This window comes from Citrobacter sp. Cpo090 (assembly GCF_030332665.1).
Classification (GTDB): domain Bacteria; phylum Pseudomonadota; class Gammaproteobacteria; order Enterobacterales; family Enterobacteriaceae; genus Citrobacter; species Citrobacter portucalensis.
Genome location: NZ_JAOWHK010000030.1, coordinates 83,265 through 95,841 on the forward strand (window position 1 = coordinate 83,265; position 12,577 = coordinate 95,841).

The following is a 12,577-nucleotide window of genomic DNA, read 5'->3' on the forward strand; positions in this document are numbered from 1 at the left end:
CCGGCGCAAACCGGGTGGGGTTTTTCGTTTCAGAGACCTGCCCGGAGCAAAGGCCCAGAATAAAAGGACTGGAGCATGGCAAGTTCGGGCATAACATCCAAGCGTACGCGTTTTACGGGCGCAGAATTCATAGTTCATTTCCTGGAACGCCAGGGTATTCAGGTTGTTACCGGTATTCCCGGCGGATCGATTCTTCCCGTCTATGACGCCTTAAGCCAAAGCACGCAAATCCGTCATATCCTGGCGCGCCACGAGCAGGGGGCAGGGTTTATCGCGCAGGGAATGGCAAGAACCGATGGCAAACCCGCCGTCTGTATGGCCTGCAGCGGACCGGGCGCAACCAACCTGGTGACCGCCATTGCCGACGCACGTCTGGATTCCATCCCGCTGGTGTGTATCACCGGGCAGGTTCCGGCCTCAATGATCGGCACCGACGCTTTCCAGGAAGTCGACACCTACGGCATCTCTATCCCCATCACTAAGCACAACTATCTGGTCCGCCATATCAGTGAATTACCGCAGGTCATGAGCGATGCGTTCCGCATTGCGCAGTCCGGACGTCCAGGCCCGGTGTGGATAGACATTCCTAAGGATATTCAAACCGCCGTTTTTGATATTGAAGAGATGCCGGAGCCCGCGCAGAAAATGGCGGCACCAGCGTTCAGCCAGGACAGCATTCGCGATGCCGCAGCCATGATTAACGCCTCACAGCGTCCGGTGCTGTACCTCGGCGGCGGCGTGATTAACGCACCTGAGCGCGTGCGCGAACTGGCAGAAAAAGCGACGCTGCCCACCACCATGACCTTAATGGCGCTCGGTATGCTGCCGAAAGCGCATCCGCTGTCGTTAGGCATGCTGGGCATGCACGGCGCGCGCAGCACTAACTTTATTCTGCAAGAAGCGGATTTATTGATTGTTCTGGGCGCACGTTTTGATGACCGGGCGATTGGTAAAACCGAGCAGTTCTGCCCGAACGCCAAAATCATTCACGTGGATATCGACCGCGCGGAGCTGGGTAAAATCAAACAACCGCACGTGGCGATTCAGGCGGATGTCGATGAGGTGTTGGCGCAATTGATCCCATTAATTGACGCGCAGCCGCGAGAGTCGTGGCATCAGATGGTGGCTGATTTACAACGCGAATTCCCTTGCACTATTCCGCAGGAAAGCGACCCGCTCAGCCATTATGGGCTGATCAACGCCGTGGCTGCCTGCGTGGATGACAGCGCTATTATCACCACCGATGTAGGCCAGCATCAGATGTGGGCGGCACAGGCATACCCGCTGAACCGTCCGCGTCAGTGGCTGACCTCCGGCGGTCTGGGAACTATGGGCTTTGGCCTGCCAGCGGCGATTGGTGCAGCGCTGGCCAACCCGGACAAAAAAGTGCTGTGCTTCTCCGGCGACGGCAGCCTGATGATGAATATTCAGGAAATGGCGACCGCCAGCGAAAATCAGCTGGATATTAAAATCATCCTGATGAATAACGAAGCGTTGGGTCTGGTGTATCAGCAGCAGAGTCTGTTCTATAAGCAGGGTGTTTTTGCGGCGACCTATCCGGGAATGATTAATTTTATGCAAATCGCCGCCGGGTTTGGTCTTGAAACCTGCGATTTGAATAACGAAGCGGACCCACAGGCAGCATTGCAGGAGATTATTAATCGCCCTGGGCCTGCGCTGATCCACGTGCGCATCGATGCCGACGAAAAAGTGTACCCGATGGTGCCGCCGGGTGCGGCAAACACAGAAATGGTGGGGGAATAAGCCATGCAACAGCAGACTCATGACAACGTAATCCTGGAACTCACCGTACGCAACCATCCGGGCGTAATGACTCACGTTTGCGGGCTATTCGCCCGCCGCGCATTCAACGTGGAAGGTATTCTCTGTCTACCGATTCAGGACAGCGATAAGAGCCGCATCTGGCTATTGGTCAACGACGATCAACGTCTTGAGCAGATGATAAGCCAGATCGACAAGCTGGAAGATGTGGTGAAAGTGGCCCGTAACCAGTCCGACCCGTCGATGTTTAACAAAATCACCGTGTTCTTTGAGTGAATTAGTCGCCGTCTGAATCCGGGGTGATCACTTTGACAGAGCCGTTCCGGCAGTGGGTTGCGTAATCTGCCGGTAACGGACGGTCGCTTATCAGTACGTCAAAGGTGGAAAGTGGACCAATGCTGGCGGGGGCGACCTCATCGAACAGGGCGTGGCGCGTCAGCAGAATTTTGCGTAATCCGCGTTCCATCGCTTTGCGTTTTGTGGCCAGATCGTCCGGATTGAACCAGCTAACGCCGAAATGCTCATGGACTCCGCTGGCGGAGATAAAGACTTTCCGTGGGTTGAGTGCATCCAGCGGGGAGGGATTGCTGGTGTCGTAAAAGGCGTCACTTTTCGCCCGGTAGGTCCCCCCGCAAAGAATCGCTGTGGCGTTGGGCTTTTCATTTAGCGCTACGAACACCCGGTGCGAGTAGCAAATCCCGGTAAAGGAAATATCGTCCGGGATCATGCTGACCACCAACGGCATTTCCGCACCATTATCAAAAAAGACCAGATCATTTTCACTTACCAGTCCCGCAGCCAGAATGGCAACCGGTAAATCGTCGCGGTGATACTGTTTTTGCGCTGGGAGTGGCGCGTTAACGATGGCGGCAGGTTTGTTCACCATCACAATGTAACCACCGAGCAGCGTGAGCGGTAACGGCTCGTCATCCTGACTGAGATCCCGACGAATAGTCATCACGGAAACTTCCAGCATTCGTGCCGCCTCTTTCAGATGGATTCGGTCGGTCTTCTTCAACAATTCCATCAGACGTCGAATACGTTCTTTTTGCTTAGTTTCCATGTGCTTCTCCATGAATCATGTTCCCATGTTCCTTCAGTAACATTTTTGTGTTTCTGAGAACATGGCATTGCCGCATTACTATACGTCTGACTATTCGGAAATAAAAGCGTGTTTTTTCACGTTTTATTGATTATATCCAGTTAACTTTCAGTCAATTGTAAGCAACTTCATCATTTGTAGTGTGATGTGGATGCAACATTTAGCGCAATAAATAAACAATAAAATGATCTTCCAATCGCGATCCTAGTCACAAATGATACGAAAGTAACATGATAATGTTATTTTAATATCATTGTTGTGTGATTGTTTCTGAGAGGTAGTAAAATGGATATCGCGGTTATTGGCTCCAACATGGTGGATCTCATCACCTACATCAACCAGATGCCCAAAGAAGGGGAAACGCTGGAAGCGCCGGCGTTCAAAATTGGCTGCGGGGGCAAAGGCGCAAATCAGGCCGTTGCGGCTGCTAAGCTCAATTCCAAAGTGCTGATGCTGACAAAAGTCGGTGATGATATTTTTGCGGATAACACCATTCGCAATCTCGAATCCTGGGGAATTAATACCACCTATGTCGAAAAGGTACCCTGCACCAGCAGCGGTGTCGCACCGATCTTTGTTAATGCGAACTCCAGCAACAGCATTCTGATTATTAAAGGAGCGAACAAATTTCTCTCCCCGGAAGATATCGATCGTGCGGCGGAAGATCTGAAAAAATGTCAGCTTATTGTCCTGCAACTGGAAGTACAGCTGGAAACCGTTTATCACGCGATTGAATTTGGCAAAAAACACGGTATTGAAGTGTTACTAAATCCCGCCCCTGCATTACGGGAATTAGATATGTCTTATGCCTGTAAATGTGATTTTTTCGTGCCGAATGAAACCGAGCTGGAAATATTAACCGGCATGCCAGTGGATACTTATGACCATATTCGTGCAGCGGCACGTTCTCTGGTTGATAAAGGTCTGAACAATATTATTGTCACCATGGGTGAGAAAGGTGCGCTGTGGATGACGCGTGACCAGGAAGTCCATGTTCCGGCGTTTAAAGTGAACGCTGTCGATACCAGTGGCGCAGGCGACGCTTTCATCGGTTGTTTTGCTCACTATTATGTTCAAAGCGGTGATGTGGAAGCCGCCATGAAAAAAGCTGCTCTCTTCGCTGCTTTCAGCGTTACCGGGAAAGGTACTCAATCATCTTATCCAAGCATCGAACAATTTAATGAGTTTCTTACCTTAAACGAATAATACTCCTGCACTGTAAAAGGTAGCACTATGAACGATAAAAACATCATTCAGATGCCTGACGGCTATTTGAATAAGACCCCTCTGTTCCAGTTTATTTTGTTATCCTGTTTATTCCCGTTATGGGGATGCGCAGCCGCATTAAATGATATTCTGATTACGCAATTCAAAAGCGTATTTTCACTCAGCAACTTTGCCTCGGCATTAGTTCAGAGTGCCTTTTATGGCGGTTATTTTTTAATTGCGATTCCGGCATCTCTGGTGATTAAAAAGACCAGTTATAAAGTCGCCATCTTAATGGGGCTGACCCTTTATATTGTTGGGTGTACGCTCTTTTTCCCGGCATCGCACATGGCCACCTACACCATGTTCCTTGCGGCGATTTTCGCGATTGCGATCGGTCTGAGCTTCCTGGAAACAGCAGCTAACACCTACAGTTCAATGATCGGACCAAAAGCGTATGCCACTTTACGCCTGAACATCAGTCAGACTTTTTATCCCATTGGTGCGGCTGCCGGTATTTTGCTGGGTAAATACCTGGTCTTCTCTGAAGGCGAAAGCCTGGAAAAACAGATGGCCGGGATGAACGCCGAGCAGATCCATAACTTTAAAGTGTTGATGCTGGAAAATACCCTTGAGCCATACAAGTACATGATTATGGTGCTGGTTGTGGTGATGGTGTTATTCCTGCTGACCCGCTTCCCGACCTGTAAAGTCGCGCAAACCACGAGTCATAAACGCCCGTCAGCGATGGATACATTACGTTATCTGGCCAGCAATGCCCGTTTCCGTCGTGGAATTGTGGCGCAATTCCTTTATGTGGGGATGCAGGTCGCGGTGTGGTCATTCACCATCCGTCTGGCGCTGGAATTAGGCGATATCAACGAGCGCGACGCCTCAACCTTCATGGTCTATAGCTTCGCCTGCTTCTTTATCGGCAAGTTTATCGCCAACATTTTGATGACGCGCTTCAATCCGGAAAAAGTGCTGATTCTCTATTCCATTATTGGTGCGCTGTTCCTCGTCTATGTTGCGCTGGCGCCAAGCTTCAGTGCGGTGTATGTCGCAGTGCTGGTGAGCGTCCTGTTTGGGCCCTGCTGGGCGACAATCTATGCGGGTACGCTTGATACCGTGGATAACGAGCATACCGAAATGGCAGGTGCCGTCATTGTCATGGCGATTGTCGGCGCGGCGGTGGTTCCGGCGATTCAGGGCTATGTGGCCGATATGTTCCATTCATTGCAACTCTCGTTCCTGGTCTCCATGTTGTGCTTCGTGTACGTCGGGATCTACTTCTGGCGTGAAAGCAAAGCGCGCAACAACCTGGCTGAAGCGACAGTTTCCTGAGGAAAGCGATCATGACAACACGTATAACGCTGTGGCGGGAACTCTTTGCAGAGCATCCGCGAATCTTACTGAAGAATAGCGACTTCACGGTTACCGCATTTCGTTACGCCAGCGGCGTGGAAGGGCTGAAGGTAGAAAACAGTCGCGGGCACTTGGTTATTCTGCCCTGGATGGGACAGATGATCTGGGATGCTCAGTTTGATGGCCATGACCTGACCATGCGTAACATGTTTAGTCAGCCGAAACCGGCGGCGGAAGTGGTGGCGACCTACGGCTGTTTTGCCTTCCACTCAGGTCTGTTGGCTAATGGCTGCCCATCGCCAGAAGATTCACATCCTTTGCACGGTGAAATGGCTTGTGCCGCGATGGATGACGCCTGGCTGGAGCTGGAAGGTGAGAATTTGCGCGTGGGCGGACGCTATGAGTATGTGATGGGATTCGGTCATCATTATCAGGCGCATCCTGCGGTGGTAATGCACAAAGCGAGCGCGCTGTTTGATATTCAGATGGCGGTTACCAACCTTGCCTCAGTGGCAATGCCGTTGCAGTACATGTGCCATATGAACTATGCCTACGTTCCGGAAGCCACCTTCAGCCAGAATATTCCTGATGAGGCCATGAAGCTGCGTGAGTCGATACCCGCGCATGTTAAGCCTACCGAGCAGTGGCTGGCGTTTAATCAGCGGATTTTGCAGGGCGAGGCTTCTCTGGCGCGGCTCACTGAACCCCATTTTTACGATCCGGAAATTGTCTTCTTTGCTGACCAACTGGACAGGTACACCGATAAGCCAGAATTTAGCATGATCGCCCCCGATGGCACCACGTTCGTTGCGCGTTTCTCCAGCGCGGAGCTAAATTATGTGACGCGTTGGATCCTCTATAACGGCGATCAACAGGTTGCGGCATTCGCCTTGCCTGCAACTTGTCGACCTGAAGGATTCCTGGCAGCACAACGCAATGGCACCTTGATTGAAATAGAACCGCAGCACACCCGGACATTTACCGTCACGACAGGCATAGCCTGATCGCTCAAGGCTTGAACAGCGACGCGCTTATCGTTAAGGTAAGCGCTTTTGCTGGATGGCGGCATTAATGCCTTATCCGGCCTACAATGGCACCCGCCCGTAGGCCTGATAAGCGCAGCGCCATCAGGCATGTCTTAGCGCCAGGATGAACCCATGATTACCGTTGCCCTTATTGACGACCACCTAATCGTCCGCTCCGGCTTTGCCCAACTGCTGGGGCTGGAACCTGATTTGCAGGTGGTGGCTGAGTTTGGCTCAGGCAGTGAGGCGCTGGCGGGATTACCGGGACGCGGCGTGCAGGTGTGTATCTGCGACATCTCAATGCCTGATATCTCCGGTCTTGAACTGTTAAGCCAGTTGCCAAAAGGAATGGCGATTATCATGCTCTCTGTCCACGACAGTCCGGCGCTGGTGGAGCAGGCGCTCAACGCGGGCGCACGTGGTTTCCTTTCTAAACGCTGTAGCCCGGATGAGCTGATCGCGGCGGTGCATACCGTGGCGACCGGCGGCTGTTACCTGACGCCGGACATCGCTGTCAAACTGGCGGCTGGTCGCCAGGATCCGCTCACCAAACGCGAACGTCAGGTGGCGGAAAAACTGGCGCAAGGTATGGCGGTCAAAGAGATTGCCGCTGAACTGGGTCTGTCGCCGAAAACGGTGCACGTGCATCGCGCCAACCTGATGGAAAAGCTGGGGGTCAGCAACGACGTCGAACTGGCCCGCCGGATGTTTGACGGCTGGCAATGAACACGCTCTGTTCCCGGTTAATCACCGTTGTTGCCTGCTTCTTTATCTTCTCTGCCGCGTGGTTTTGCCTGTGGAGCATCAGCCTGCATCTGGTTGAGCGCCCGGAGCTGGCGGTACTGCTGTTTCCGTTTGGCCTACGTCTGGGGCTGATGCTGCAATGTCCACGCGGCTACTGGCCGGTATTGCTGGGCGCGGAATGGCTGCTTCTTTTCTGGCTGGCGCAGGAAGTGGCGCTGGCCCATTTGCCACTTTTGATGATCGGCAGCTTCCTCACTTTACTCCCGGTGATGTTGATTTCGCGATACCGCCATCAGCGGGACTGGCGCACGCTGCTGTTGCAGGGCGCGGCGCTGACGGCGGCGGCATTGCTGCAATCGCTGCCCTGGCTTGGGCAAGGCGAAGTGGCGTGGAACGCGCTGTTGCTGACGCTCACCGGCGGATTAACGCTGGCGCCGATCTGCCTGGTGTTCTGGCACTATCTGACCAGCACGACCTGGCTGCCGCTGGGCCCGGCGGTGGTGTCGCAGCCGGTGAACTGGCGCGGACGGCATCTGGTCTGGTACCTGCTGCTGTTTAGCGTCAGCCTGTGGCTACAGCTCGGTTTACCCGCCGAGCTTTCGCGCTTCACGCCGTTTTGCCTCGCGTTGCCGATCATTGCGCTGGCCTGGCACTACGGCTGGCAGGGGGCACTGATTGCCACGCTGATGAACGCCATTGCGCTGATTGCCAGCCAGACCTGGCACGATCATCCCGTCGATCTGTTGCTCTCGCTGCTGGTGCAAAGCCTGACAGGGCTGCTGCTCGGTGCGGGTATTCAGCGTCTGCGCGAACTTAACCAGTCGCTGCAAAACGAATTAGCGCGCAACCATCGTCTGGCGGAACGCCTGCTGGAAACTGAAGAGAGCGTGCGCCGTGATGTGGCGCGCGAACTGCACGATGATATCGGCCAGACCATCACCGCCATTCGCACTCAGGCGGGTATTGTCCAGCGGCTGGCGCCGGAAAACGCAGGAGTGAAGCGCAGCGGGGCGCATATCGAACAACTTTCTCTCGGCGTATACGATTCGGTGCGTCGCCTGTTAGGCCGTCTGCGACCGCGCCAGCTGGACGATCTCACGCTGGAGCAGGCCATCCGCTCACTGATGCGCGAAATGGAGCTGGAAAGCCGTGGCATCGTCAGCCATCTCGACTGGCGAATTGATGAATCTGCACTTAGCGAAAGCCAGCGGGTGACGCTGTTTCGCGTTTGTCAGGAAGGGCTGAACAACATCGTGAAGCACGCCAACGCCAGCGCGGTGACGCTCCAGGGCTGGCAACATGATGAACGGCTGATGCTGGTGATTGAGGACGATGGCAGCGGCCTGCCGCCTGGGTCGAATCAGCAGGGATTTGGCCTTACGGGGATGCGTGAGCGGATTAGCGCCCTCGGCGGATCGCTCTCGATTTCCTGTACACACGGCACGCGGGTCAGCGTGTCGTTACCCCAGCGATATGTGTAAGGCGTGGTCATGTTTTCGTTTTTAAAAGCTCCGGCCAGTGCGCCGCTCATTACTGATAAGCGTGAGGTGGATGCCCGCTACCGCTACTGGCGGCGGCATATCCTGACCACCATCTGGCTCGGCTACGCGCTGTTCTATTTCACACGCAAGAGCTTCAATGCCGCCGTACCGGATATCCTCACCAGCGGCGTGCTGACTCGCAGCGATATTGGGCTGCTGGCGACGCTGTTTTACATCACCTACGGCCTGTCGAAGTTTGTTTCCGGTATCGTCAGCGACCGATCCAACGCTCGCTATTTTATGGGCATCGGGTTGATTGCCACGGGCGTGGTAAACATTCTGTTTGGATTTTCCACCTCGCTATGGGCCTTTGCGGTGCTGTGGGCGCTGAACGCCTTTTTCCAGGGCTGGGGATCGCCGGTCTGCGCGCGTTTATTGACCGCGTGGTATTCGCGTACCGAGCGCGGCGGCTGGTGGGCGCTATGGAACACCGCACACAACGTCGGCGGGGCGCTGATCCCTATCGTGATGGCGGCTACGGCGCTGCACTACGGCTGGCGCGCCGGGATGATGATCGCCGGGCTGCTGGCGATTGTGGTGGGGATTTTTCTCTGCTGGCGGCTGCGCGACAGGCCGCAGGCGATTGGTCTGCCGCCGATTGGCGACTGGCGGCATGATGAACTGGAAATTGCCCAGCAGCAGGAAGGCGCAGGGCTGAGCCGCAAAGAGATCCTCACCCGCTATGTGCTGTTGAATCCTTATATCTGGCTGCTGTCACTGTGTTATGTGTTGGTGTACGTGGTCCGTGCCGCGATCAACGACTGGGGCAATCTGTACATGTCGGAGACGCTCGGCGTGGATCTGGTGACCGCCAATACCGCCGTGACAATGTTTGAACTGGGCGGATTTGTCGGTGCGCTGGTGGCGGGTTGGGGTTCGGACAAGCTGTTTAACGGTAACCGCGGTCCAATGAACCTGATTTTTGCCGCCGGAATTTTGCTCTCAGTTGGCTCGCTGTGGCTGATGCCGTTCGCCAGTTACGTGATGCAGGCCGCGTGCTTTTTCACCACTGGATTCTTCGTCTTCGGCCCGCAGATGCTGATCGGCATGGCGGCGGCGGAGTGTTCGCACAAAGAGGCGGCGGGCGCGGCAACCGGATTTGTCGGGCTGTTTGCTTATCTGGGAGCATCGCTTTCCGGCTGGCCGCTGGCGAAGGTGATGGAGGTCTGGCACTGGACAGGATTCTTTGTGGTGATCGCTATTGCGGCGGGGATTTCCGCGCTATTGCTGCTGCCGTTTTTAAACGCCCAGGCCCCGCGCGATCTCAACGAAGCGTGATGCACCTCACCTTTTTGCTCTGAGTGGGGCAAAACTAAGAAATTTTCCCGGTTTCACCTGGACGCTGTCTCAGGCGCGTCCCCCGGCTGATTTTTACAATGCCTGCCATTCGCAGGTATAAAAATTAGCTCGGGAGTGTCAAATGCTGGCCTTTCTCAACCAGGTGCGCAAGCCGACCCTGGATCTGCCGCTCGATGTGCGGCGCAAAATGTGGTTCAAACCGTTCATGCAGTCCTATCTGGTGGTCTTTATCGGCTACCTGACCATGTACCTGATCCGCAAAAACTTCAACATCGCACAGAACGACATGATCTCCACCTACGGGCTGAGCATGACGCAGCTGGGGATGATTGGCCTGGGCTTCTCTATCACCTACGGCGTGGGTAAAACCCTGGTTTCCTACTACGCGGACGGCAAAAACACCAAGCAGTTCCTGCCGTTTATGCTGATCCTCTCGGCTATCTGTATGCTCGGCTTCAGCGCCAGCATGGGTGCAGGTTCAACCAGCCTGTTCCTGATGATCGCTTTCTACGCGCTGAGCGGTTTCTTCCAGAGTACTGGCGGCTCATGTAGCTATTCCACCATTACCAAATGGACGCCGCGTCGTAAGCGGGGTTCTTACCTCGGCATGTGGAATATCTCCCACAACCTCGGCGGTGCGGGTGCGGCGGGCGTGGCGCTGTTTGGCGCTAACTATCTGTTTGATGGTCACGTCATCGGTATGTTTATCTTCCCGTCGATAATCGCCCTGATTGTTGGCTTTATCGGCCTGCGCTACGGCAGCGACTCCCCGGAATCTTATGGTCTTGGTAAAGCTGAAGAGCTGTTCGGTGAGGAGATCAGCGAAGAAGACAAAGAAACCGAAGAAAACGAGATGACCAAATGGCAGATCTTTGTTGAGTACGTGCTGAAAAACAAAGTGATCTGGCTGTTATGTTTCTCGAACATCTTCCTGTACGTGGTGCGTATCGGTATCGACCAGTGGTCCACCGTCTACGCTTTCCAGGAGCTGAAGCTCTCCAAAGAAGTGGCAATTCAGGGCTTTACCCTGTTTGAAGTGGGCGCGTTGGTTGGCACGTTGCTGTGGGGTTGGCTCTCTGACCTGGCTAACGGTCGTCGTGCGCTGGTGGCCTGCGTAGCGCTGGCGTTGATTATCGCTACTCTGGGCGTTTATCAGCACGCCAGCAACCAGTACGTTTATCTGGCTTCGCTGTTTGCGCTGGGCTTCCTGGTGTTTGGTCCGCAGCTGTTAATCGGTGTAGCAGCCGTCGGTTTTGTACCGAAAAAAGCGATCGGCGCAGCCGATGGGATTAAAGGCACCTTCGCCTATCTGATTGGTGACAGCTTCGCCAAGTTAGGTCTGGGGATGATTGCCGACGGCACGCCGATTTTCGGCCTCACCGGCTGGGCGGGCACTTTCGCCGCGCTGGATGCTGCCGCCATCGGTTGTATCTGTCTGATGGCCGTCGTGGCCGTATTTGAAGAACGTAAAATTCGCCGCGAGAAAAAGATTCAACAATTGAAAGTAGCTTAAGTTAAGTGTGCATTGGTAACTTTTGCCCGCCTTAATGGCGGGCTTTTTTATGCTCTAAACTGGCTGGTTTCATGTACCAGATTGCGCAGCCACTGATGAGCGGCATCGCGGTGCGTGCGTTCATGCCAGGCCATGCTTTTTGTAAAACCGGTTATGGGCAGCGGGGGCGGTAATACGTGCATACGGGTGTCGTCATACGCCAGACGGGCAGGAACAACGGCAATCATATCGCTGATAGCGAGGATGTCCGGCAATACCAGGAAGCTGCTAACTGACAAACCAATCTGCCGTTGGCGTCCGACGCTTGCCAGTGCCTCATCGGTGACGCCCCAGAAACTTTCACCCTCATAAGAAACCAGCACATGCTCCAGCGCGCAGAAGCGATCGAGCGTCAGCGGTCCCCCCGCATCAGGATGCGCATGACGCATGAGACAAACGTACTCTTCATCATATAACGCCCGGCTATGCAGGTTGTCGGGCGTGGAATCCGGCGTCAGCAACGCCAGGTCGATTTTCCCCTGCTCAAACTGTGTGGTGAGCAGCACTGGCTCAACCGGGATCACTCGTACATGAATGCCCGGTGCGCGCACGCGAAGCGCGGCAATAAATGGCACGATAACCGCTTTGAGCGCGTAATCCGTAGCGGCGACGGTAAAGGTGAGCGCTGCGGTGAGCGGGTCAAATTGTGTCGGTTTAAGCAGGATATCGATATCGCTGAGGATTTGTTTGACCGGGGCGGCCAACTGTTGGGCACGCAGCGTCGGAACAATACCATGCGGTGTGCGACTAAACAGCGGATCGTCAAAATAGTCGCGCAGGCGGTTGAGCATACCGCTTACCGCAGGCTGGGTGAGCGACAGCCGCTGCGCCGCCCGGGTTACGCTGCGTTCATCCAGCAGGGCATCCAGCGTTTTTAACAGATTGAGATCGAGCGTTCTGATATCAGATTTCATGATGTCTGCCTGCGAGTTCGATAAGTCACATTATGACACGTTCAGTC

The 12,577-nt window shown here is 54.5% G+C and carries 11 protein-coding genes; 9 read left to right on the forward strand and 2 right to left on the reverse strand.

From position 1 onward, the window contains the following. Window positions 1-75: 75 nt before the first annotated feature. Together ilvB and ilvN are read left to right on the forward strand one after the other, a co-directional pair. Window positions 76-1,764, forward strand: coding sequence for an acetolactate synthase large subunit (ilvB, locus tag OGY83_RS13180; RefSeq protein WP_286636024.1), 1,689 nt, complete (start codon window positions 76-78; stop codon window positions 1,762-1,764). A gap of 3 nt (window positions 1,765-1,767) precedes the next feature. Beyond that, window positions 1,768-2,058 (forward strand): acetolactate synthase small subunit, encoded by a 291-nt coding sequence (gene ilvN / locus OGY83_RS13185; RefSeq protein WP_003023914.1) that lies wholly within the window; start codon window positions 1,768-1,770, stop codon window positions 2,056-2,058. Window position 2,059: 1 nt separating this feature from the next. Here ilvN and OGY83_RS13190 read toward each other — a convergent pair whose 3' ends face one another. After that, entirely contained in the window at window positions 2,060-2,845 is a 786-nt protein-coding gene (locus OGY83_RS13190; RefSeq protein ID WP_003827122.1) for a DeoR family transcriptional regulator, read from the reverse strand. A gap of 324 nt (window positions 2,846-3,169) precedes the next feature. Between OGY83_RS13190 and rbsK the strand changes: the two genes are divergently transcribed. The 7 genes from rbsK (at window position 3,170) to uhpT (ending at window position 11,577) form a co-directional block, all read left to right on the forward strand. Next, window positions 3,170-4,090, forward strand: a complete 921-nt coding sequence (gene rbsK / locus OGY83_RS13195) for a ribokinase (protein WP_003827124.1) — start codon at window positions 3,170-3,172, stop codon at window positions 4,088-4,090. A gap of 27 nt (window positions 4,091-4,117) precedes the next feature. Beyond that, window positions 4,118-5,434, forward strand: a complete 1,317-nt coding sequence (fucP, locus tag OGY83_RS13200; protein ID WP_079938846.1) for an L-fucose:H+ symporter permease — start codon at window positions 4,118-4,120, stop codon at window positions 5,432-5,434. A gap of 11 nt (window positions 5,435-5,445) precedes the next feature. Further along, the gene (locus OGY83_RS13205) at window positions 5,446-6,459 is read left to right on the forward strand and encodes an aldose 1-epimerase family protein (RefSeq protein ID WP_286636025.1); all 1,014 of its coding nucleotides are present in this window, start codon (window positions 5,446-5,448) and stop codon (window positions 6,457-6,459) included. A gap of 153 nt (window positions 6,460-6,612) precedes the next feature. Next, the gene (gene uhpA, locus OGY83_RS13210) at window positions 6,613-7,206 is read left to right on the forward strand and encodes a response regulator transcription factor UhpA (protein ID WP_003023923.1); all 594 of its coding nucleotides are present in this window, start codon (window positions 6,613-6,615) and stop codon (window positions 7,204-7,206) included. After that, the gene (uhpB, locus tag OGY83_RS13215) at window positions 7,203-8,705 is read left to right on the forward strand and encodes a signal transduction histidine-protein kinase/phosphatase UhpB (protein WP_286636026.1); all 1,503 of its coding nucleotides are present in this window, start codon (window positions 7,203-7,205) and stop codon (window positions 8,703-8,705) included. Before uhpA ends, uhpB begins: the two co-directional genes overlap by 4 nt. A 9-nt stretch (window positions 8,706-8,714) precedes the next feature. Beyond that, window positions 8,715-10,043, forward strand: a complete 1,329-nt coding sequence (locus tag OGY83_RS13220; protein ID WP_123269055.1) for an MFS transporter — start codon at window positions 8,715-8,717, stop codon at window positions 10,041-10,043. A 142-nt stretch (window positions 10,044-10,185) separates the two neighbouring features. After that, a complete protein-coding gene (gene uhpT / locus OGY83_RS13225) occupies window positions 10,186-11,577 on the forward strand; it encodes a hexose-6-phosphate:phosphate antiporter UhpT (protein ID WP_047407748.1) in 1,392 nt (463 codons plus the stop codon). A gap of 47 nt (window positions 11,578-11,624) precedes the next feature. On the opposite strand, the gene OGY83_RS13230 is transcribed toward uhpT, so the two are convergent. Beyond that, on the reverse strand, window positions 11,625-12,530 hold the full coding sequence (locus OGY83_RS13230) for a LysR family transcriptional regulator (RefSeq protein WP_265639068.1): 906 nt from the start codon (window positions 12,528-12,530) through the stop codon (window positions 11,625-11,627). Window positions 12,531-12,577: the final 47 nt, after the last annotated feature.

What these genes read in the sequence shown, in the direction of transcription:
- ilvB (WP_286636024.1), top strand. Translation starts at nt 76, where the DNA reads ATGGCAAGTTCGGGCATAACATCCAAGCGTACGCGTTTTACGGGCGCA.
- ilvN (WP_003023914.1), top strand. Translation starts at nt 1,768, where the DNA reads ATGCAACAGCAGACTCATGACAACGTAATCCTGGAACTCACCGTACGC.
- OGY83_RS13190 (WP_003827122.1), bottom strand. Translation starts at nt 2,845, where the DNA reads ATGGAAACTAAGCAAAAAGAACGTATTCGACGTCTGATGGAATTGTTG.
- rbsK (WP_003827124.1), top strand. Translation starts at nt 3,170, where the DNA reads ATGGATATCGCGGTTATTGGCTCCAACATGGTGGATCTCATCACCTAC.
- fucP (WP_079938846.1), top strand. Translation starts at nt 4,118, where the DNA reads ATGAACGATAAAAACATCATTCAGATGCCTGACGGCTATTTGAATAAG.
- OGY83_RS13205 (WP_286636025.1), top strand. Translation starts at nt 5,446, where the DNA reads ATGACAACACGTATAACGCTGTGGCGGGAACTCTTTGCAGAGCATCCG.
- uhpA (WP_003023923.1), top strand. Translation starts at nt 6,613, where the DNA reads ATGATTACCGTTGCCCTTATTGACGACCACCTAATCGTCCGCTCCGGC.
- uhpB (WP_286636026.1), top strand. Translation starts at nt 7,203, where the DNA reads ATGAACACGCTCTGTTCCCGGTTAATCACCGTTGTTGCCTGCTTCTTT.
- OGY83_RS13220 (WP_123269055.1), top strand. Translation starts at nt 8,715, where the DNA reads ATGTTTTCGTTTTTAAAAGCTCCGGCCAGTGCGCCGCTCATTACTGAT.
- uhpT (WP_047407748.1), top strand. Translation starts at nt 10,186, where the DNA reads ATGCTGGCCTTTCTCAACCAGGTGCGCAAGCCGACCCTGGATCTGCCG.
- OGY83_RS13230 (WP_265639068.1), bottom strand. Translation starts at nt 12,530, where the DNA reads ATGAAATCTGATATCAGAACGCTCGATCTCAATCTGTTAAAAACGCTG.